Raw genomic sequence first — 20,099 nt, 5'->3', positions numbered from 1 at the left:
ACGGGCCGGTCGTTACAGACATCGGCCGATTTTTTTGAAAAATCCTCGCAATGCCTGGCGGACGCGCCCCTCAGGGCACGAAAGCGCAGGTGGCGAGCCAGTTGGCCAGCAGGCGGTGGCCGCATTCGGACAGCACGGACTCCGGGTGGAACTGCACGCCCTCGATGGGGCGGTCGCGGTGGCGCAGTCCCATGACCACCCCGTCGGGGGTGCGTGCGGTGACCTTCAGGGCGCGGGGGACGGAGGCCGGGTCCACCGCCAGCGAGTGGTAGCGGGTGGCCTGGAACGGGCTCGGCAGGCCCGCCAGGACCCCTTCGCCGTCGTGCTCGATGGGGCTGGTGTAGCCGTGGACGAGTTCGGGCGCCCGATGGACCGCGGCCCCGTAGACATGGCCGATGATCTGGTGCCCCAGGCAGACCCCCAGCAGCGGCAGGCGCCGCCGCTCGGCGTCCTTCACCAGTTCCAGGCAGACGCCGGTGTCGGCGGGATGGCCGGGGCCGGGGCTCAGCAGCACGCCGTGCACGCCGGCGGCGTCGTCCACCGTCACATCCGAGCGGTCCTTGACCACGCAGTCGGCGCCCAGTTCCAGCAGGTACTGGACGATGTTGAACACGAAGCTGTCGTGATTGTCCACGACCAGCACGCGGGGGCCGTCAGCGCTCATCGGCCGTCCGGGCCGGGGCCGGGCCGGGAGTGCCGACGGAGCCGCCTTCGACGGTGTTCTCATCGAAGCGGACCTTCGACTCGGCCCAGGGGAAGACGACGTACCACAGCAGCAGCACGGCCACCGCCACCAGCCCCGCGGCGATCAGTGCGCGGACCGGTCCCCGCCCCGGCAGGTGCCGCCAGATCCATCCGTACACGGGACCTCCTATCCCGATGGGAGGTTACCGCCCGGCCGGGGCCGCGACCCGGCGGGAACGCTGCTCGGCCAGTTCCCCGAAGACGATGAGGCGCTTGGCGTCGGAGTACTTGGGATGGCACGTGGTGAGAGTGATCAGCGATTTGGTGGGCTTGCGGCCGGGGTGGAACGGCACGGGCGCGGTCACCTCGACGGCGGTGGGCTTGACGATGCGGTGGCCGGTGACCTTGTAGACGTACTGCTTGCGGCGGGTGTCGATGAGGATGCGGTCGCCGCGGCGCAGCTGGTCGATGCGGTTGAAGGGGGCCGAGTAGGTGGTGCGGTGGCCGGAGACCACGAAGTTGCCGATCTGGCCGGGCATCGCGCTGCCCGGGTAGTGGCCGGGGCCCTTGCGCAGGTCCTCGGGTTCGACGCCCTCGACGATCACATACCGGTACTTGCTCCCCAGCCGGGGGATGCGCAGCAGTGCCAGCCCGCCGCCGAGCTTGACCTTCTCGGTGGTGATCTTCTCGTCGGGGGCGTTCCAGGACCGCAGCAGCTCCTTGTTGAGCCGGTCCTGCTGCTGGCGGGTGTACCGGTCGGTGCCCCACAGCTGGTAGGTCACGAACAGCAGCAGGATCAGCCCGGCGGTGATGCACAGCTCGCCCAGGCCGCGGATGATGACTCGCAGTGTTCCGTCCTCGACTCGTCCCGGCTAGGTCCGTACCGATTCTTTTCGCCTGCGCGGCGCACCGGCCCGCTGGAGGGGCCGGCCCGAAACGAGTGTCGAAAAAGATCCACTGTGCCGCAACCGCGCCGCGGGGCGTTCCGGCCGTGACCGGGCACATGGGCCGGCTGCGATGAGGGCGGCCTGCGCGCGTTCGCCCGCCGGGGTCTCGCCCCATCGGCCGTCAGGCCGTACGCTGCTCACCAGCGGCTACGCTATCCGACGAAACAGCCATGCGCGGACCATCGCGCCGCGTGCCGTCCGCCGTGAGGAGAACGAGCCACCGTGCCCAAGTCGAAAGTGCGCAAGAAGGCCGTCTACACCCCGCCGCAGCGGTCGCAGAAGGCCGCCGTCAGCCCGCGCTGGCTGGTGCCGACCATGCTCTTTTTGTGGCTGGCGGGGCTGGTGTGGATCGCCACCTTCTACGTGACGGCCAGCACCGCCACGGACGTGCCGCTGATGAGCGACCTGGGGAACTGGAACCTGGGGATCGGGTTCGGCTCCATCATCCTGGGCGTCATCTTGTCCACTCGCTGGCGTTGACGCCCCGGCCGGTTTCGGCGAATTCAAGGGGTTGAATCTTTACCCATCTTCGGCCCGTCCCAATCCACGAAAGTTATCCACAGGGTGTGGACACGACTTCCACACCCGTGCCGTGGAGACTTCACCGTGCCCGGGGCGCCGGGCCGCTCAGAAGGAAAGCAGCCCGGTGAGCTCGGACGTCTTGACCGCGACCAGCGCGATGAACAGGGCCAGCAGGGCGGCGACGGCCACCGCGTGAATCACGGTGCGACGCTGGTGATCGCTCCCCTGGACGCGCGGAAGGTAGGCGTACACGGCGGTCAGCAGCCCGCCGGTCAGCAGCCCGCCGATGTGCCCCTCCCAGGAGATCCCCGGCACGGTGAAGGTGATCACCAGGTTGAGCACCAGCAGGAACACGATGCCCCCGGCCGGGGCGTTCAGCCGCTTGGCGATCACGAAGAACGCGCCGAACAGGCCGAAGATCGCCCCGGAGGCGCCCACCGCGGCGCCGGTCGGGTCGACCAGGTACAGCAGCACCGAGCCGCCGAGCGCCGACAGCAGGTACAGCGAGGTGAACCGCCAGCGCCCCAGCACCTGCTCCAGCTGCGGGCCGATCACCCACAGCGCCCACATGTTGAACAGGATGTGGGTGACGCCGAAGGAGCCGCCGCCGGGCTGGGAGTGCAGGAAGGCCGCGGTGATCAGCCGGTACCACTCACCGTCGGCCACCCCGTGCATCTCGCCGTAGGGGTCGAACCGCACCCCCACCATCGCGAAGTCGTACACGATCCGCGACGAGGACAGCTGCGCCAGGTACACCAGCACGTTCAGCGCGATCAGGGTGTAGGTGACCACGGGGGTCGCCGGGATCTGACCGCCGAAGACCGTGCGCGGCCGGCGCACGGTCCGGCTGCCCTCCTGGACGCACTCCACGCACTGGTGGCCCACCGCGGCGTCGCGCATGCAGTCCGGGCAGATGTACCGGTCGCACCGCGTGCAGCGGACGTAGGTCTCCCGGCCCGGGTGGCGGTAGCAGGTCGGCGCCTCCGCGGGCGCCCCAGGGGCTTGTGCGTCCACCGCTCATGCTCCTCGCACGGGTGCGGACGTGCCGTTCACACCCTTGACTTACGACTGGCGACGCTCGATCGTCACCGATTCGATCGTAATGTCCTGCAGCGGACGGTTGCGCGGGCCAGTGGGGGCCTTGCCGATCCGGTCCACCACGTCGTGCCCGGAGATGACCTCCCCGAAGATGGTGTGCGCGCCGGTCAGGTGCGCGGTCTGCTCCACCGTCAAGGTGATGAAGAACTGCGAGCCGTTGGTGTTGGGCCCGGCGTTGGCCATCGCCAGCAGGTAGGGGCGGTCGAACTTCAGCCCCGAGTCCACCTCGTCCTCGAACCGGTAACCGGGGCCGCCGGTGCCGGTGCCCAGCGGGTCGCCGCCCTGGATCATGAACCCGTCGATCACCCGGTGGAAGATCGTCCCGTTGTAGAGCGGCGCGTTGGAGGGACGGCCGGTCCGCGGGTCGGTCCACTGCCGCGTGCCCTCCGCCAGCCCCACGAAGTTCGCCACCGTCTTGGGCGCGTGCTCGGGGAAGAGCCGCAGCGAGATCGGCCCGAAGGTGGTGTTCAGGGTCGCGATGAGCTCTTCAGCCATGAAAGGCCGCCTCCTTAACGTTCTGGGCGCCCGCCGCGGTGGGAGAGACGGGCCCTGCGGGTCGGGTCCCACCGGGCGTCCCGCCCCGTCCGGCCGGACCCCGGTTTCATGACCCGCCCGTTCCTACCCAGGGCTCGGGCCGGTATCTGCCTTACGGTGCGTGATCGCATCATCCCACAGGCGTGGTTTACCCGGCGCCCTGCGGGAAGGGTGCTGGGCGGTACCTCGCAGACAGGGAGGGTAGCGTGTCCCCTTTGATATCAGTCCGCCGCAGACCGCAGGTCGAAGTCGACGCATCCCCGCTGCGCCGGATGCAGGAGGCGGCCCGGCAGGGCGCGGTGACCGCGGCCGTCCGGCTCGGCCCGGCGATGCGGCACTCCCGCGAGTTCGCCGCCGAGCGGCTGCTGGAGGCGCGCGGCTGGAGCGCCCCCCGCCTGGAACGCGCGGCCGGCTATGTGGAGCGGGACCTGGCGCCCCGGCTGAGCGCCATGCTGGCAGACACCGCCCACCGGCTCGAACCCCCGAAACCGGCGAACCGCGCCCGTAACGCCGCTTTGGTGATGCTGGGCATGATCGCGGCGGCGGGGGCCGCCGGGGCCCTCGCATCCCGGCGCTCCGCAGCGCACACCCTGGGCGAGCGGATGCCGGAGCCGACGACGACGCCTTAGCCCATGCCGCCACGGCTCCGCTGAACCTCTCAACACGACCTTCCCACTGGTGAGGACGGGGGCCTCGGGGTCAAAGAGGTGCTGTGACCTGCAACGTCATGGCCTCGGACACCGCCTGGGCTCCCGTCCCCGATGCCCCGGGGCCAGGTGTTGAACGGCACGACCGCCCGGCGGCGCGCCCTTCCGCCACGCCATCTCCGCGGATTAAGGCGAGCAGCCCGGACAACGGCACGGCACGGGACACCGCTGAAGTCCCCGTCCCCGACGCGCCGACAAGGTTCACCGGCCGGGCCGCCCCTCTGACCGGTGAAGCCCGCACGGGGAAGACCCTCACGCCCGCCGGCGGGCCTTCGGCATCGCGTCACTGCCCTCCTCAACCGGCGGAAGCGGCACACCGGCGTGCCCCTGCCGCGGTGAGAACCCCCGTGGCGGGCGGCCACTGAGAGTTTTGGCATCCGGAAGCTCCGGATTTGTCAATGGGGGTACTTTCCTGCGAGGGTTTACCAGCGGGTAGCGTGTGCCGCATGTCGCTGAAACACGTTCTGGTCTCGGGGGTCCGCCGTTGCCTCCACGCGGCCGTGCACCGCGGCTGGGAATGGATTCAACGGCAGGGTGAGATCACCCCGTCCACCCCGGGCCGGTACCGCTTCGCCTACTTCGGCGAAGGCGCCTGCATCGGATTCCCCACCGGCGCCATCTACGGCGAGCGGTGGATCTCCATCGGGGACCACACCCTGATCGGCACCCATGTGACCATCTCCGCCGGGTTCGTCCCCGGTCTGGACCTGGGCCCGGACATCATCGTCAAGATCGGCAACAGCTGCTCGCTGGGCCGCGGCACCTACATCGTCGGCCACCAGTCCATCGAGATCGGCAACGACGTCTTCACCGGGCCGAACGTCTACATCACCGACCAGAACCACAGCTACAGCGACCTGGACACCCCGATCGGACGCCAGTGGCCCGAGAACAAACCGGTGGTCATCGGGGACGGCTGCTGGATCGGCACCGGCGCGATCATCCTGCCCGGCACCAAGCTGGGCCGGAACGTGGCGGTGGCCGGCGGCGCGGTGGTCCGCGGCGAGTTCCCCGACCACTGCGTCATCGGCGGCGTCCCCGCCAAGATCCTCCGCCGCCACGACCCGGAGAAGGGCTGGGTCCCGCCGCTGCGCCAGCGCTCCTCCGTGGTCTCGCTGCAGGAGCTGTCCCAGCTCGCCACCGGCGCCGCCGAGGAGGACATGCAGATCCTCCAGGACAAGCTCCGCGAGGAGGCCGCCGGCTGAGCCCGGCCGCGGCCCTTGCGGGAACGACTCGTCCGGCGACCGCTTCAGCGGGTCCGGGCACGCCCCGAAGCGGAACTCGCGCGGATGCGGGACGGCGGTTCGCGGTCAGGCCCTCCGGTCGGCCGCCAGGCGGGCGGACAGACCCGCCACGTCCAGCCGCCGCGCCACGCCGGACCCCGTGCGGTGCAGCAGGTTGGTGAGCTGGTGCGGGTCCTTGCGCAAGTCGTAGTACTCGCGATGCACCACCGCTCCCGACCCCACCGGCCTGCCCCGGCGCAGGATGGTGTCGTAGTGCTCGATGTACTGGTAGTCCCGCGTGACCGTGGCCGCCCAGCTATGCCCGGCCTGCCCCGGGCCCCTCTTCCACCATTCCAACAGCAGCCGGTCGCGTTCCCCGGGACGCAGCAGCGACCGGCCGTCCAGTCTCGCGGCGCCGGGATCGATGCCCGCCGCGTCCAAGATCGTGGGCATGATGTCGATGTTGGCCACCAGCCGGTCGTCGGTGGTGCCCCTGCCGAGCCCGCCGGCCGGCCACGACAGGTACAGCGGGATGCGGACCGCGGGGGAGTAGGGGACGCTCTTGGCGTGCCAGCCATGATCTCCCCAGCAGTAGCCGTTGTCGCTGATGACGATGATGAGCGTGTCGTCCAGCCGGCGCTGGGCGCGCAGCTCGTCCCGCACCGCGCCGAGCAGGTCGTCCACGGAGCGTAAGGTGCGCAGCTGACCGGCGCGGATGCGGCGGGCACGGTGAAGATCGGGGTCGGACCGCCGAATATAGAACGGCTTGTCCCGCTTATCCGACTCGGCGACGGCGGGGTTGCCGCGCCATGAAGGGACGCTCAGATTCGCATACCGCGCCTCAGGGGTGAACGGCGCGTGGGGGGCGTAGGGAGTCAGGTACAGGAACCACGGGCGTCCGCTCGCGCGGTGCCGCCGCAGGAACCGCACGGCGTGGTCCCTGATGAGGGAGGTGCTGTAGGCGCGCTTCCTGCTCACCTTCCCGTTGACGTTCCACCAGGTCTCGCCGTACTTGGGCGGGTGCATGAGGGCGTACTCGTCAAAGTGCGGCGGAGCCTGGTGGACGTCCCAGCCGTTGAGGTACTTGCCGAACATCGCGGTGCGGTACCCGGCCTCCCGCAGGTAGCGGGGCAGGACGGTGCTCTGATCCAGCCGCTCGGGACGGCCGTTCTGCAGCACCCCGTGGTTATGGGCGTACCGCCCCGACAGGATCGAGGCACGGGACGGCCCGCACAGCGGCGTCGTGGCATAGGCGCGGGTGAAACGCACACCGCTCCGTTTGATCATGTCGCGCAGAACCGGCATGGCCCACTCGGTATGCAGCGGCTGATCGTCGGTGACCAGCAGCAGCACGTTGGGCCGCCCCCGGCCCGACACCGGACGGGACGTCCCGCCGCAGATCCCCGCCACCGTGGCGGCCACCGCCCCGGACAGCAGCACCCTGCGCCGCGTCAACGGGAACGTCCCGGACACACGCTCCCCACTCCCTGAAATCACAGAGAGTAATCTATTGGAGGCCGCCTGTCAGGGAAAGTGCGCTCGCCGTCCGGGACGTCACCTCAATCCCCCTTGCAGCACGGGTGCGTGTAGTGGGCGGCGCGGACCTTCAGCAGCCACCGCTCGACGGCATCCTCGTCGGGCCGCTCCGGCAGCACGGTGCGCGCGGCGGCGTAGTCGGCCTCCCCCCGGGCCATCAGCGCCCGTGCCACATCCAAATCCCCGGCGGCGACCCGTGCCCCGAAGTCCAGGTACCACTCGGGGTCGGCGAGCCGGACGGTGAGGCGCCCACTGCGGTACAGCTCCAGCCCCTGGTGGACGAGACGGGCCAGGTGCCGGGCGTGCTTGGCCACCCGCTTGCGGGTGTCGGCGCTGAACGACCCGTCCCCCCGGGCTTCCAGCCTCCGGAACTGCCGGGTGGCATACCCCAGGTAGGCGTCACGGACGCGCGGCGCGCTCAAGAACGCCGTGCGGATGCCGATCAGCTCCTCCCCCAGCGGCGTGCGGACCTGGTACAGCTCCTCCGGCAGCCACAGCAGCTCGGTCACCGTGGGGTTGCCCGACAGGCACAGCCTGGCGAACTTGCCGGCCTCATGAAGGGTGCGGTCCGGGTCGGTGCTCACCTTCGTGGCCGTCCTCTCGGTGGGCGGGTGCAACCCGTGGAACACCGTGGTGGGGGCCGCGTACACGCCGAGCACGTCCACGTCGGAATCGGCCCCGGCCAGGCCGTAGGCGGTGGACCCGACCACTCCCGTCAGCAGCAGCGTGTCGGTCATGCCCTTCCTCTTCAGATCATTCCCGGGCGCCCAGAACCCACCGCTTCTCAACGTTCGCACGGCGCGGGACACATGTTCCAGCGATTTACATCCTTGCCATGCGCCCGGCCGCTTCGGGCGTCCGGATGCAGGGGAGGTTTCCCCAGCGACCGCTGCCGCCGAGAAGCGGCACCGGCCCGCAAGCCGGCGCCTGAGCACTCGCGAAGACAGGAGAAGGACGGCACAGGAGCGATCTGTGAAGGACCACGCCGTCACCACCGGGTCAATTCCCTGAAAAAACCGCAGCTCCTCTGCCTCAGACCATGAGGGGTCCGGTCAAGGGCCCGGCGTCAGCAGAGCCGACACGACTGCACGTCGAAGCAGACCAGACCCAGCCGTGCCGCGACTTCGGCCGCGTAGGCGGACGCCTCACCGGCTCGGCTGAGCGACACGGGAAATAGATGTAGGGACCGCAGGCCTCGTTGATGAGCGGCGCCGTCGACCACGGCGTGTTCTCGTCCTCGCTCAGCTCGGGCCAGCGCTGCAACAGGAGCCGGACGAACCGGCGATCAAAGGCGTCGGCGGGATGTCGACGCGACTGGCGATGTACTTGTTGTACAAGGCCTTATGGATTCGGAGGGCCTGCTCGTCGCTTTCAGGGCGTTCGCCCTCCCATACGGCAGGTCGTAGCTCACCGCTAGATGATCACATAGCCGACGTCTTGCGACCGCCCGGCGACCGGCGCCCACCCCGCATGCGCCGAACGAGCCCAACGCGATCACCGCACGCCGTACCCGATCGGGCATGCACCGGGCGCACACGCCGGCAAGCCCCCTCAAACGATCAAAGCCCAGGCGGAGCATGAGGCTTTGACCTGGGCTTTCGGCTGGGTGGAGCCTAGGGGATTCGAACCCCTGACACCTGGCTTGCAAATCCGCGGAGATCACCCCCGATCCCCCCTCTGACCAGCGCACCCCATGATCCGCAAGTGACCGTGATTGCCCCCTGATCACCACCCCTAATGGCACGCTAATGGCACGACGGCGGGCCTCTGATCTGGCTGTTCGCCGCGCTTCGCGGCACGGCTCACCCTGCCTGGTCTTCCCGTCTGCCGTCGTCCCACCCTCCGGGGAGCGGGCCAGGGCCAGGCCGTGAAGGTGGAGCGCCCCACTGGACGAACGACCTTCGCGGCCTGGCCCTGGTCTGCTCGGCTGTGCCTGGGACGGCGGTAGGCGGGCAGACCAGGCTTCCACCGTCACCACAGACCACCGTCACGGGTACGCCTGGGCTTCTCGGAGCCGGAGTGCCCCCGCCGGAGGCACCGTTCTAAGGTCTGGCCTGCGCTCGGATCTGCGCGGCTTCGCTTCGCGCCTGGGCGGCCTCTGCTGCGGCCTGCGCACGGTCCTCCTCGTAGAGGAGATGGCGGGCAAGCAACTCCAGAGCCCCGGCCATCTCCTCACGCCAGTCCGCAAATGCCGCCAAGCCCTCGGACTCACACGGTCGTCGTGAACGGACTTTGCGCAAGTGCCTCAGCGCATGCTTCAACTCCGGGGCCAGTTCCGCGGCCATGGTCACCTTCGGTGTCTACTCGGAGGCCGTCACTGTACCCCGGGGAACCGATGCACAGCCGAAGCGCGAGTAGGTCGGGAGGCATGACGTAGCGATGTCGTCGTGTGCGGCCCGGCGGTTCGCCGCCCGGGGACCGGCGCCCACGCCGCACGCGCCGGGCGGCGTGGCCGGCGGGCCGCAGCGGCGGCGCGCAGCGCCGCCGCCTTGATCTCAAAAAGCTGAATTCGGCAACGATTGCGGGGGCCGCTAGCTGTTCATCTTCAGGAGGGCGCGCATGGTTTCGGCGGGGGTGACGCAGCGGAAGCCGGTGTCATCGTCAAGCATGTCGGCGGAGGCATCGTTGAAGTTCGCAGGCGTGCAGCGTTTGAACGGGCTGGTGAAGGCGCTGCCCTTGAGTTCGTAGCGGCCCGGCTCGGACTGGGTGGAGCACCACTCCCAGACGTTGCCGCACATGTCGTAGACGCCATATGGGCTTACGCCGCTGTGGTAGCGGTTGACGGGGGTGGTGGTACGGATTCCGCTTTCGCGGACGTTACATTTCGCGGGGGTGAGCTGGCTACCCCAAGGATAGGTGTCACCTCTGGTGCCTCGGGCGGCCTTCTCCCATTGTTGGCTGGTGGGTAGAGCCTTGGCGGTCCACTGGGCGTATGCGGTGGCGTCGTGCCAGGTGACGAACACCACGGGGTGGTCTAGCAGGTTGTCCGGCGGGCTGTTGTCTTTCCAGTGCTGGGGAGCAGGGTGGCCGGTTGCTGCGACGAAACGGGCGTAGTCGGCGTTCGTGGTGGGGAAAACGTCAATATAGAACGCGGGCAGGTAAACGGGCTCGTCCTTCTCTCCCGCCAGGAAGACACCAGCATCGACCAGGGTCATTAGCTTCCCGTCGATGGGGTGGCGGACTTGGTGTGGTTCGTTCAGCGGGAGCGGTTCGCCTGGTGGTGCACTGGCCTGGGTGTCGGGTACGGCGGCGGGGGTGTGCTGGACCGTTTCGCCGACCAATGCGGCGAACCGCTCTTGTTCTTCCGGGGTGGAAGCCGCTAGGGATGAGTCGAGGGCCTGTTGGTTCACCGGCCGAGGATGGATGTTCTCCGCTTCTTTCTCCCACTTGGAAACCATGCGCTCACTGACGCCCAGATGTGCAGCGAAATCACGGATGCTCATCCGCTTTGCCTCGCGGAGGGCTCGCGCTTCACGGCCTGACCAGAGTTTGATGGTGATGGGCAACAATTCTCCTGGAGGGTTTTAGGGGATCGCTGACCGTCAGATGCGCTCTGGCGGGATCTCTTCGTATTCCTTGCGGAGTGTCTCGAAGATGGGATGCTCGGCCGGTAGTTGCACGTTGTCGATTGCGGTGATCGGGCGAACGCCTACGGTGGTGTTGGTAGCGAACGCGGCTTCCATGCTGGGCACATCGCGAAGGTTGACCGGAGCCGTGATGGTCTGCTCGTGAACTTGGGTGATCAGTCGCATGGTCACGCCTGGCAGGACATCGGCGCTCGGCCAGATGACGCGGTCACCGTCGTAGAAACCGATGTTCCACGTCGCACCTTCGGTGACAAAGGATGAGCTGTCGATGAACAGGGCGTCATCGAACCCGTTGAGCTGGGCGTTCCGGCGGCACCACAATTGGCCGAAGAGACCGATGTGTTTAACGTGGGGCAGATCGCGGCGATAGCTGGCTGACTGGACGCGCATCGGGGGCGGCGGCCAGGCTCCGGCCGGACGCGTGGTGACCAGGATGCGAGGTTCGGCCGTTGCTCCGGGGCGTCCCAGCTCTAGGTCCGGGTCGAAGACGGTGACCCGGACCACGAACGATCCGGGCTTGTCTCTGATCGCGCGCCGGATGTATTCGCGCACTTTGTCACGGTTCAGGTCGGCATCGAACACTTCTCGGCAATCACGAACCAGTCGGTCAAGGTGGTGCGAGAGTCCGCGTACGTGCTGGTCATCGACGCGCATGGACGTGAAGTGACCATAGTTGATCAGCCCTAGGGCCTGGAGCGCTTCGGGGGCGACAGGTGCGCCGTCGAGTTCCGCCATGCGCTCAAGTCTGACATTGCGGCTGATCAGTGAGCCCGCGGAGGGCGGGTGATCTAACCGAAGTGCAGTCAAAGTTCAGCGCTGAGGCGGGGGTGAGACATGGGAACTCGCTCGGTGCCTCGGAAGCCTAGAGGTATGAGGGGTGAGCGTTCCGTAAGGGAGTGCACGTCCTGCGGTGGGCGTGGCTGGAAGTGGCTTCATCCTCGCCGGGCGGTGTTGGTCGGGCGGCGGGATGAGCGGTCGGGGCCTGGGCTGGCACGTACGCCTTGTTTGAAGTGCAGCCCTCCACGGGCGACGCGGGCGGCGTGAGGAGCCTGCGGGGTTTACGGAGGCGGCCGGCTGCCTCGGTCGCCGGGATCGGATCGCTGATCGGTGGTCGAGGTGCGTGCTTGGCGTGCTGTTGGAGCGGCCAGGAGGTGATGGGTTCATGCGTGGTGCGGGGCGGGCGATGGATGCCCCTCGGGAGCGGGACTTGCAGCGGGTGCGGTTGTGGGCGTTGGCGCAAGCGCTGCGGGCGCATGGGTTCGCGGTGGAGCTGGCGGAGTCCGATCCGCTGCTGGTGGTCTCCGGCGGGCCGGGGGTGCTGGTGCAGGTGCGCTGCCAGGTCCGGGACGACTGCGGCGGTGAGCTGTGGTTCCGATCGGCGAACGGCGTGATGATCGCTCCGGCCGATGACGCGCACCTGCATGAGGCGGTCGTGGCGGTCAAGGGCCTGGCGGTGCCCGATGCCGGGGCGTAGCGGCAGGCACGCTCGCCGCGCGGCGCTGCATGGCGTTGACCTGCATGTGGTGGCGGGCGCTGAGGGGTCGGCGTCTGACCCGCGTGTGACCCACCTGGAGGCCCTGCGCCTCTGTCTGGAAAAGGACGGCGACGGGTTCGGCGCTTCGCTGGTGCGGGCTTGGCACGGCCCGGTGGTGCTGCGGGTCATCTACCCGCATTCGGTCCGGCCGCCGGAGGACATCGCCTGTGACTTCACCGACGGCGAATGGTGGTTCGTCTGGAGCGACGGGCGGACCATCGGCCCGGCCGATGACCCCGAGGGCGTAGCGCGCGCAATCGTCACTGACCCCTGGAGGGAACCGGCGTGAGCGGGGCAGCAGCAGCGACGGACGAGGCGGGCCGTTGGGTTCCCGCCGTACGCGCCGACCAGTTGGAAGCGGTCTGGCGGCTGACGCGACGGGAGTTCGGCGACGAGTTCCCCAACATCACGATCTGGTACGGGCTGGCCTCCGGCCTGTGGCGGGCGATGGTGCCCGGCCCCGGCGGCTGGCGCATGCTCGAATCACCCGAACCGGACGACCTGCGCATGCAGATCCGCGGGGCACTGGGGTTCTGGCCGGTGTACGGCTCCCAGCACCATCGAGGGCACGGCAGCATGGGAACGGGGTGAGGTGGTGGGGCGGGCCAGTGCGGCACGTGATGTTCGTCGGCTGCTGGATGCGGGGTTGCGCCTCCCCTACGGCGACTCCGAGGGGGGCCGGGTCAGCGAACAGGCGTTCCTTGAGGTGGAACGGTTGGCCGTCAAGTTGTCTCGTCGGCACGGTCAGTTGCGGTTCTTGGGGATGCTGGCGGCCACGGTGCAAGGCGGGGTGTGGGAGCTGGCGCGGTTGACCGGCCGGTCCCCGGACGACATCGCCGCAGAGCACACCGGGTTTTGCTCCGATCGCGGATTTCGGGAGTGGATGGCCGAGGTCATGCGCACCCCTCCGGGTGCCGCGTGGTCACCGCCTCCGGCGGATGCGCCGCTCGCCCCGGCGATGGCGCTGGTCCATCTGCATGTGACGGTCTGCCTGGCCCTGTGCCGTGAGACGGATTGATGACCTCTTCCCCTCGTGGGCTGATTGAAAGTCCTGGTCAGGGCTGGGGTCGGGGGTGACGGGCTGGGGCGGGGGGCGTTAGAGTGCCGTAGGCGCTTGTGCGCTCATGTACCCAAGTCGTCAGGTGGTCGCCATGCCGAGTCTGGATTTCGAGCCTCCCAAGTACGCGCGTGTCGTGCTGGAGTTGCGGCGGCGGATCGAGGAGGGCCAGTACCCGCCCGGCTCGATGCTGCCCTCGGAATCGCAGCTCGTGCGAGAGTTCGCGGTCGGACGTACCACCGTGGTCCGGGCGTTGCAGATGCTCCAACAGGACGGGTGGATCGTCCGTGAGCACGGGCGGGGCTCGTTCGTGAAGGGGCGGCCTGCATCCGAACGTGAGGTCACCCGGCCCGGCCTGGCGGTGCTCGACCAACCAGAGACCCGCGACGGCGTGAGTCTCGTCCAGGTGGGCACGGTGCCGGCACCCTCGCCCGTGGTGGCCGTGCTGGGTCTGGGCGAGGGCGCCTCGCTGGTCATGCGGCGCTGGGTGAGCACGCGGGACGGTGTGCCCTCCGAGTTGGTGACCTGCTGGTTTCCGCCGGAACTGGCCTACGGCACCGATCTTGGATCGGACTCACCGCTGCCGGTCGGTGTCCGCGCGCACCTGCGCTCTGTCAGGCAGTTGCGCATCGACCACATCGCCGAACGGCTCACCGCTTCGCCTGCCTGATGCCGACGAGCCGACGTTGCTCCAGGTCGGTTCCTCTGATCCGGTCTTGTCGATCCTGGCGACCGCGCATGATGCCACCGATGCGGCGCTGTTCGCGGTCGAGGTCGTCATGCCCGGCACGCTCCATGAGCTGGAAGACGTCTACAGCGTCCCCGACTGATCACTCCAATGTGATCTAGGTCACCTACTCCACCACTTGTCCGCATGAGTTGGTCACCTATGCTGACAGTAGTCCACTTGATCGGACGAGTGGACATACGGAGAAGGAGTGATGTGGATGGGTATCCAGGGACGGATCCCGGTGGAGTTCGGGCAGGTGTTCCCGCACGGCGTCTACGCCACCGGGCAGGCCGAGCCGCTGACCAACTTCGACACCAAGCGGCAGGAGATCGACAAGGACACCGGCCTGCCGGTGTGGGTGGTGGACGTGTACGACGCCGACCCGGCCGCCAAGCACAAGGCGTCGGCGATCCGGGTCCGGGTCATCGCGCGGGAGTGCCCGGTGCTGCCGGAGCCGGTGATGGGGCCGTTTAGGCCGGTGGAGTTCACCGGAATGACGGTGACGCCGTACGTCGAGGTGTCCGGCAAGAACCCGCAGGGTGAGCCGATCACCCGTATCGCCTACTCCTACCGGGCGACCGGCGTCCAGGCTCCCAACACTCCGGCGGCGGGTCGGGGCGGTGCTCGTCCGGCGGCCGGTAAGGACGCGGCCTGATGGCGGGGCGGGTGTCGGCGCTGTCGCTGCCGGTCGGGTCCGGGGCCTCCAGCGAGTTCAAGGCGTTCCGCTCGCGCACACCGCTGTTCACCGTCTCGGCCGGTCGGCTGCTGGTCACCCTGACCCTTCCGGAACGGCTCGGGGCCGGTGAGGTCGAGTTCGCCCGGCGGCTGGCCGAACAGGCGGCGGCCTACGCGGTTGAGGTCGAACGGCTCTACCGCTCCGGACGCTCCTCGGCCCGGACCGGCAAGGGGGCGGCGGCGTGACCCGGTCCTCGTTCATGTCGCTGAGCGTGCTGTTGGGCGCGGACGCCTACATTGCCTGCTCCACGTACCCGGACCGGCCGGAGAGCGGGCCGATCCTGAGCATCAGCGCCGGTGACCTCAGCCTGATGATCTCGCCCGCGACCCGTGGCCTGGCGACCGATGACGACCTGGCCACGGCGCACCGGCTGGCCGAGGCGATCACGGCCTACGTCGCTCTCCCCAACCAGTGCAGAAGTGAAGAGGTGAACAAGCGTATGTCGTGGGAGTTCCGCAAGGTCAAGCCGGGCGACAACGTCGCCGTCGAAGCCCAACGGGATCCGTTCGCCGCGCCGAAGTGAGCGCCGCCGATCTGGCACATGCCCGAGGGCCTGGTCCTGCTCGTCAACCTGCTCCGCCTCCTGGCCCGCGCGGTGGTGTTCTGCCTGCGCCACCCGATCGTCTCCGGTGCCGTGGTGGGGGCCGGCTGGCTGGCCTGGCGGTACGGCTGGCACGTGCCCGCCCTCGTCGGCCTGGTGGTCGTGGTCGGCCTGGGGGTGTGGGCGGCGGTGGATCGGGCGTCGTTCGTGCGCCGGGTCTACCGTCCGGCGTGGTCGTGGTGGCGGGGCTGGTGGGTGTACCGGCGGCACTGGCAACCGGTCCTGGTCACCGCCGGACTCACGAAAACCCACCGTGGCCGCGAGTACCTGCCGACGCTGCGGCGGGTCGAGTGCGGGGCCGCGTCGGACCGGCTGCTGGTGCAGATGCTTCGCGGGCAGGCTCCCGACGCCTGGGAGAAGGTGGCGGCCAACCTGGCGCACGGTTTCGGCGCGACCCTGGTGCGGGTCCGGGAGGGGGATCGGCCGGGCCGTGTGTGGCTGGAGTTCGTCCGCATCGACGCCCTGGCCTCCCCGATTCCGGCGCTGCCGATTCCGGACGCATCTGCGGTGGACCTGCGGGCGGTGGAGGTCGGCCGCCTGGAGGACGGTTCGCCGTGGCGGCTGCGGCTCCTCGGCACGCACGTCCTGGTGGCGGGCGCGACCGGGTCGGGCAAGGGTTCGGTGTTGTGGTCGGTGATCCGTGGCGTGTTGCCGTTGATGGTCGCCGGGCTGGTCGAGGTGTGGGCCATCGACCCCAAACGGATGGAGCTGTCCTACGGCCGCGTGTTGTTCGAGCGGTTCGGCCGGTACTCCTCCGACCCTGGCGGTGGGATGGTCGCGCTGCTGGAGGAGGCCGCTGGCGACATGAACGCCCGCGCCGACCAGTTCGCCGGCCACACCCGCACGTTCGTCCCCTCGGTGGAGCATCCGTTCCGGCTGATCGTGGTGGATGAGCTGGCGTTCCTGACCGCCTACAGCCCCGAACGCGACCTGCGCAAGCGGGCCGAATCCGCGTTGGCGATCTTGACCAGTCAGGGCCGGTCGGTGGGCTACTGCGTGCTCGGCGCCCAGCAGGACGCCCGCAAAGAGGTCAACAACCTGCGCAACCTGTTCCCCGACCGGATCGCGCTGCGGCTGGATGAGGACGAACAGGTCGACATGGTCCTGGGCGACGGGGCACGGGACCGGGGCGCGCTGGCCGACCAGATCTCGACCGTTCCGGAGGTCGGGGCCGGTGTCGGGTTCGTCCGGCTGGAGACCTGCCCGGATCCGGTGCGGGTGCGGGCGGCGTACGTGTTGGACGAGGACATCCGGCAGATGGTCGCCTACGCCCTGTCGGGTGGCACCTACCGGCCGGAGGCCGCATGACCGGCCGTCCCGAACAGACGACAGCGCCGGTCAAGACGCTGGCCCCGCTGGCGCGGGAGGTCGTCAAGGCGGTGGCGGTCGAGCACGGGGTGTGCATCCGGCCGGTGCCGATGCGGCGGGTCAACCTGACCACCGGCGAGAGCGAACGCTTCGACGTGCCCTGCGGGCACACCCTGGCCTCGGTCTGCCCCTCGTGCGCTGAGCGCAAGCGCAAGCTCCGGGCGGTGCAGTGCGGCCAGGGCTGGCACCTCGACTCCGAACCGGTCATCGAGCGGGCCGACCCGGATGCCCAACAGCGCCACCTGATGCAACTGCGCGCCCACGCCCAGGCGCGGCGGGATGCGGTGGAGGCCACGGGGCGGCCGGACGAGCATGGGGACCTTGCCTGGTGGGACGGGCTCCTGCTGGAACTCGATCGGGAGATCGAACGCACCGGCGTCGCGGGCAGGCTCCGCACCGGCGACCAGCGGTCCCGGCGGACCCGCTCCACCCGCCGCCGCCAGGACGTGCCCGACCTGCCCCGCCGGCCGGTGGAGAACCGCACGGTCGGGCGGACGTTCCTCGGCAAGGGCGGCAAGACCTTCCGGCCGTCGATCTTCCTGACCCTCACCCTCGACAGCTACGGCAAGGTGCGGGCGGACGGCACCCCGGTCGACCCGGCCACCTACGACTACCGGCGGGCGGCCAGGGACGCACTGCACTTCTCCAAGCTGATCGACCGGTTCGTGCAGAACCTGCGCCGCTTCGTCGGCTACGACGTGCAGTACTTCGCCACCGTCGAACCGCAACGCCGGCTGGCGCCGCATCTGCACATGGCGATCCGCGGCACCATCTCCCGCGCCGACCTCCGCCGGGTCGCGGCGGCCACCTACCACCAAGTGTGGTGGCCCCCTACTGATCGGATCGTCTACCCCAACGGGCGGCTTCCGATCTGGGACGCGGCGGCCGGTGATGACGGCGTGGGCGGTTATGTGGACCCGGACACCGGGGAGGTGCTGCCCACCTGGGATGACGCCCTGGACGCCCTCGGGGCGGACCCGGACGCCGAGCCGCTGCACGTGGTCCGGTTCGGTCCTCAGGTCCACGCCGAGGGGGTGTTGGCGGACACTCCGGATGCGCGGCGCTGCATCGGCTACCTGACCAAGTACCTGGTCAAGAACGTCGCCGAATGCCACACACCGCAGACCGAAGCCCAGCGGGCGCACGTCGACCGGCTGGCGGACGCCCTGCGGTATGAGCCGTGCTCCCCGACGTGCGCGAACTGGCTGCGCTACGGCATCCAGCCCAAGAACCCCCGGCCCGGCCTGGTCCCCGGCTTCTGCAAAGGCAAAGCACACCGCCGCGAACACCTCGGCTACGGAGGCCGGCGGATTCTGGTCTCCCGCAAGTGGTCCGGCAAAACCCTGGCCGACCACAAAGCCGACCGCAAAGCCTGGGTCCTCGCCCGCCTCGCCGAAGCGGGCATCCCGGCCGCCCGGCCCGACGACCCGGACGGCGTCTACGCCTGGGAGCGGGCGGGGCCTGGTGACCCGGACGTCAGACCGCTGGATGAACGGCTGCTGCACCTGATCGACGAACGCATCCAACGACGACGGCAACTCGACCAAGCGACACAGATGGCCACTCAACTTTCGGCAACTCCGGAGGCAGCGTGACCAGCAACCCCCCGAAGACCAACCCTCTCCCGCCCGGTGATCGGCTGCTGACCGTGGCGGAGGCGGCTGAACTGCTCAACACTTCCGAGCGGTTCCCTCGGCGGCTGATCGCGGAGCGGCGGATCCGGTTCGTTCGGCTCGGTGAGGAGGGCAAGCGCGGGCATGTCCGCATCCCCGAGTCGGCGCTTCGTGAGTTCATCGCCGGCGGTGTGGTGGAGCCCCTGACGGCGTCCGATGTCTGGAGGGCGGCCTGATGGCCAACAGGGCGGGCCACCGGCGTTTCGGCAATATCCGCAAGCTGCCGTCAGGGCGCTACCAAGCCCGGTATCCGGGGCCGGACGGCAAGATGCGTACCGCTCCCAGCACGTTCGCCACCAAGGGCGACGCTGATCGGTACCTGACCCTTGTCGAGGCGCAGATCCTCAACGGGGAGTGGACGGACCCGGACCGGGCGAAAGTCAAGCTTGGGGACTACGCCGCGAAGTGGATCGAACAGCGTCCCGGCCTGCGGCCCCGGACGGTGGAACTGTACGAGCGGCTGTTGCGTCGGCACATCGCGCCGTACCTGGGCGGTGTCGCGCTGGGCAAGCTGAGCACTCCCATGATCCGGGAGTGGCGTATGACGCTGCTCAGTGAGGGCGTGTCGGCTTCGGTGACCGCCAAGGCGTACCGGCTGCTGCGCGCGGTCCTGACCACGGCGACCGAAGACGACCGGATCATCCCACGCAACCCGTGCCGAATCCGCGGTGCCGGTGATGAAAAGCCGGATGAGCGGCCGGTGCTGACCGTTCCCCAGGTGTTCGAGCTGGCGGACCGGATCGGCCGGCGGCCGGTCGGCAATGTCCGCAAGCTGCCCTCGGGTGCCTACCGGCTGCGCTACCAGCTCCCGGACGGATCGACCATGCGCGCCTTCCCGACCACCTTCACGAGCAAGGCGGCGGCCGAACAGATGCTCTCCGAGCTGGCCGACAAGGGGGAGGCGAACGTTCGCCGTGATGATCGGTTCCGGGCGTTGGTCCTGCTGGCCACGTTCGCGAGTCTGCGTTGGGGTGAGGCGGTGGCGCTCCAGCGTCAGGACATCGACCTGGCGGCCCGGACGGTGACGGTACGGCGGCAATACCTGGAGATGGACTCCGGGGACCTGGTGCTCGGGCCGACCAAGTCCCGTGCCGGTGCCCGTACCGTCGTCTTCCCGGCGGGCATCGTTCCGGCAATACGCGATCACCTCGACCGGTACACCGCCGACGATCCGGCGGCGCTGGTGTTCACCGGGGCGAACGGTGGTGTGCTGCGGCGGGGCAACTTCCGGCGGGCGTCCCGGTGGGGTGAGGCGGTGGCGGCGCTCGGCGTCCCGGGCCTGCACTTCCACGACCTGCGGCATACCGGCAACACGATCGCCGCTCGGAGCGGTGCGAGCCTGCGGGACCTGATGCGCCGGATGGGTCACGACTCGGTGCGGGCGGCGCTGATCTACCAGCACGCCACGTCGGAGGCGGACAAGGCCATCGCGGCATCGCTGGACGCCCAGATCGAGGCGGCGGCGGTCGCTGACGGTGACGGTGACGGTGATGAGGGTGCTGGCGCCGGTGGGCTAATGGCACGTTAATGGCACGAACGCCCCCGTCCATGATCCGGATGGG

24 protein-coding genes are annotated in these 20,099 nt (G+C 69.3%); 15 read left to right on the top strand and 9 right to left on the bottom strand.

What is annotated here, in order from left to right; all coding sequences use genetic code 11:
- Window positions 1-70: 70 nt before the first annotated feature.
- The 3 genes from BUE48_RS00315 to BUE48_RS00305 are packed head-to-tail and all read right to left on the bottom strand — an operon-like array spanning window position 71 to window position 1,511.
- Window positions 71-664, bottom strand: a complete 594-nt coding sequence (locus BUE48_RS00315) for an anthranilate synthase component II (protein ID WP_012850454.1) — start codon at window positions 662-664, stop codon at window positions 71-73.
- Window positions 654-863, bottom strand: a complete 210-nt coding sequence (locus BUE48_RS00310) for a hypothetical protein (protein ID WP_012850453.1) — start codon at window positions 861-863, stop codon at window positions 654-656. Before BUE48_RS00310 ends, BUE48_RS00315 begins: the two co-directional genes overlap by 11 nt.
- A 24-nt stretch (window positions 864-887) precedes the next feature.
- Window positions 888-1,511 (bottom strand): class E sortase, encoded by a 624-nt coding sequence (locus BUE48_RS00305; RefSeq protein WP_281055226.1) that lies wholly within the window; start codon window positions 1,509-1,511, stop codon window positions 888-890.
- 342 nt (window positions 1,512-1,853) lie between these two features.
- Between BUE48_RS00305 and BUE48_RS00300 the strand changes: the two genes are divergently transcribed.
- Complete coding sequence (locus BUE48_RS00300) at window positions 1,854-2,111, top strand: cell division protein CrgA (RefSeq protein WP_012850451.1); 258 nt, start codon at window positions 1,854-1,856, stop codon at window positions 2,109-2,111.
- A 147-nt stretch (window positions 2,112-2,258) separates the two neighbouring features.
- Here the strand turns inward: BUE48_RS00300 and BUE48_RS00295 are convergent, their stop codons facing one another.
- Both BUE48_RS00295 and BUE48_RS00290 read right to left on the bottom strand, forming a co-directional pair.
- Window positions 2,259-3,167: a rhomboid family intramembrane serine protease gene (locus BUE48_RS00295; RefSeq protein ID WP_012850450.1), complete on the bottom strand. Its 909-nt coding sequence runs from the start codon at window positions 3,165-3,167 to the stop codon at window positions 2,259-2,261.
- 48 nt (window positions 3,168-3,215) lie between these two features.
- A complete protein-coding gene (locus tag BUE48_RS00290) occupies window positions 3,216-3,746 on the bottom strand; it encodes a peptidylprolyl isomerase (RefSeq protein ID WP_012850449.1) in 531 nt (176 codons plus the stop codon).
- A gap of 254 nt (window positions 3,747-4,000) precedes the next feature.
- Here BUE48_RS00290 and BUE48_RS00285 point away from each other — a divergent pair, with 254 nt between their 5' ends.
- Together BUE48_RS00285 and BUE48_RS00280 are read left to right on the top strand one after the other, a co-directional pair.
- The gene (locus BUE48_RS00285; protein WP_286988248.1) at window positions 4,001-4,414 is read left to right on the top strand and encodes a hypothetical protein; all 414 of its coding nucleotides are present in this window, start codon (window positions 4,001-4,003) and stop codon (window positions 4,412-4,414) included.
- Between the two features lie 524 nt (window positions 4,415-4,938).
- Window positions 4,939-5,697: an acyltransferase gene (locus BUE48_RS00280; protein ID WP_286988247.1), complete on the top strand. Its 759-nt coding sequence runs from the start codon at window positions 4,939-4,941 to the stop codon at window positions 5,695-5,697.
- 105 nt (window positions 5,698-5,802) lie between these two features.
- On the opposite strand, the gene BUE48_RS00275 is transcribed toward BUE48_RS00280, so the two are convergent.
- The 4 genes from BUE48_RS00275 to BUE48_RS00260 all read right to left on the bottom strand — a co-directional run bounded on the left by BUE48_RS00275 (window position 5,803) and on the right by BUE48_RS00260 (window position 11,573).
- Window positions 5,803-7,188: a sulfatase family protein gene (locus BUE48_RS00275; RefSeq protein ID WP_286988245.1), complete on the bottom strand. Its 1,386-nt coding sequence runs from the start codon at window positions 7,186-7,188 to the stop codon at window positions 5,803-5,805.
- Between the two features lie 86 nt (window positions 7,189-7,274).
- Complete coding sequence (locus tag BUE48_RS00270; protein ID WP_286988244.1) at window positions 7,275-7,988, bottom strand: nucleotidyltransferase domain-containing protein; 714 nt, start codon at window positions 7,986-7,988, stop codon at window positions 7,275-7,277.
- A gap of 1,794 nt (window positions 7,989-9,782) precedes the next feature.
- On the bottom strand, window positions 9,783-10,757 hold the full coding sequence (locus BUE48_RS00265) for an SUMF1/EgtB/PvdO family nonheme iron enzyme (RefSeq protein ID WP_217265431.1): 975 nt from the start codon (window positions 10,755-10,757) through the stop codon (window positions 9,783-9,785).
- A gap of 36 nt (window positions 10,758-10,793) precedes the next feature.
- The gene (locus BUE48_RS00260) at window positions 10,794-11,573 is read right to left on the bottom strand and encodes an aminotransferase class IV family protein (protein ID WP_012850443.1); all 780 of its coding nucleotides are present in this window, start codon (window positions 11,571-11,573) and stop codon (window positions 10,794-10,796) included.
- A 448-nt stretch (window positions 11,574-12,021) separates the two neighbouring features.
- Between BUE48_RS00260 and BUE48_RS00255 the strand changes: the two genes are divergently transcribed.
- From BUE48_RS00255 to BUE48_RS00200, 12 genes are all read left to right on the top strand, one after another.
- Window positions 12,022-12,312 (top strand): hypothetical protein, encoded by a 291-nt coding sequence (locus BUE48_RS00255; RefSeq protein ID WP_286988242.1) that lies wholly within the window; start codon window positions 12,022-12,024, stop codon window positions 12,310-12,312.
- Between the two features lie 85 nt (window positions 12,313-12,397).
- Window positions 12,398-12,661 (top strand): hypothetical protein, encoded by a 264-nt coding sequence (locus BUE48_RS00250; protein WP_148232874.1) that lies wholly within the window; start codon window positions 12,398-12,400, stop codon window positions 12,659-12,661.
- The gene (locus BUE48_RS00245; protein ID WP_012850440.1) at window positions 12,658-12,963 is read left to right on the top strand and encodes a hypothetical protein; all 306 of its coding nucleotides are present in this window, start codon (window positions 12,658-12,660) and stop codon (window positions 12,961-12,963) included. Before BUE48_RS00250 ends, BUE48_RS00245 begins: the two co-directional genes overlap by 4 nt.
- A gap of 4 nt (window positions 12,964-12,967) precedes the next feature.
- Window positions 12,968-13,390: a hypothetical protein gene (locus BUE48_RS00240; RefSeq protein WP_148232873.1), complete on the top strand. Its 423-nt coding sequence runs from the start codon at window positions 12,968-12,970 to the stop codon at window positions 13,388-13,390.
- Between the two features lie 133 nt (window positions 13,391-13,523).
- Window positions 13,524-14,099: a GntR family transcriptional regulator gene (locus BUE48_RS00235; RefSeq protein WP_286988239.1), complete on the top strand. Its 576-nt coding sequence runs from the start codon at window positions 13,524-13,526 to the stop codon at window positions 14,097-14,099.
- Window positions 14,100-14,376: 277 nt separating this feature from the next.
- Window positions 14,377-14,814, top strand: coding sequence for a hypothetical protein (locus tag BUE48_RS00230; RefSeq protein ID WP_012850437.1), 438 nt, complete (start codon window positions 14,377-14,379; stop codon window positions 14,812-14,814).
- Complete coding sequence (locus BUE48_RS00225) at window positions 14,814-15,080, top strand: hypothetical protein (protein WP_012850436.1); 267 nt, start codon at window positions 14,814-14,816, stop codon at window positions 15,078-15,080. Before BUE48_RS00230 ends, BUE48_RS00225 begins: the two co-directional genes overlap by 1 nt.
- A 14-nt stretch (window positions 15,081-15,094) precedes the next feature.
- Window positions 15,095-15,418 (top strand): hypothetical protein, encoded by a 324-nt coding sequence (locus tag BUE48_RS00220; protein ID WP_286988238.1) that lies wholly within the window; start codon window positions 15,095-15,097, stop codon window positions 15,416-15,418.
- Window positions 15,419-15,436: 18 nt separating this feature from the next.
- Window positions 15,437-16,804 carry an FtsK/SpoIIIE domain-containing protein gene (locus tag BUE48_RS00215; protein WP_286988236.1) on the top strand — a complete coding sequence of 456 codons (1,368 nt, stop codon included), beginning with the start codon at window positions 15,437-15,439 and terminating at the stop codon, window positions 16,802-16,804.
- The gene (locus BUE48_RS00210; protein ID WP_286988235.1) at window positions 16,801-18,459 is read left to right on the top strand and encodes a replication initiator; all 1,659 of its coding nucleotides are present in this window, start codon (window positions 16,801-16,803) and stop codon (window positions 18,457-18,459) included. The genes BUE48_RS00215 and BUE48_RS00210 overlap by 4 nt, the downstream gene beginning before the upstream one ends.
- Window positions 18,456-18,713: an excisionase family DNA-binding protein gene (locus tag BUE48_RS00205; protein ID WP_182704301.1), complete on the top strand. Its 258-nt coding sequence runs from the start codon at window positions 18,456-18,458 to the stop codon at window positions 18,711-18,713. Before BUE48_RS00210 ends, BUE48_RS00205 begins: the two co-directional genes overlap by 4 nt.
- A complete protein-coding gene (locus tag BUE48_RS00200) occupies window positions 18,713-20,065 on the top strand; it encodes a tyrosine-type recombinase/integrase (RefSeq protein ID WP_286988233.1) in 1,353 nt (450 codons plus the stop codon). The genes BUE48_RS00205 and BUE48_RS00200 overlap by 1 nt, the downstream gene beginning before the upstream one ends.
- Window positions 20,066-20,099 lie beyond the last annotated feature (34 nt).

It is taken from the genome of Thermomonospora sp. CIF 1 (genome assembly GCF_001896795.1).
GTDB classification, from domain to species: Bacteria; Actinomycetota; Actinomycetes; order Streptosporangiales; family Streptosporangiaceae; genus Thermomonospora; species Thermomonospora curvata.
Note: the sequence above shows the minus strand (reverse complement) of the source record. Positions and strands in the feature narration are given on the sequence as shown.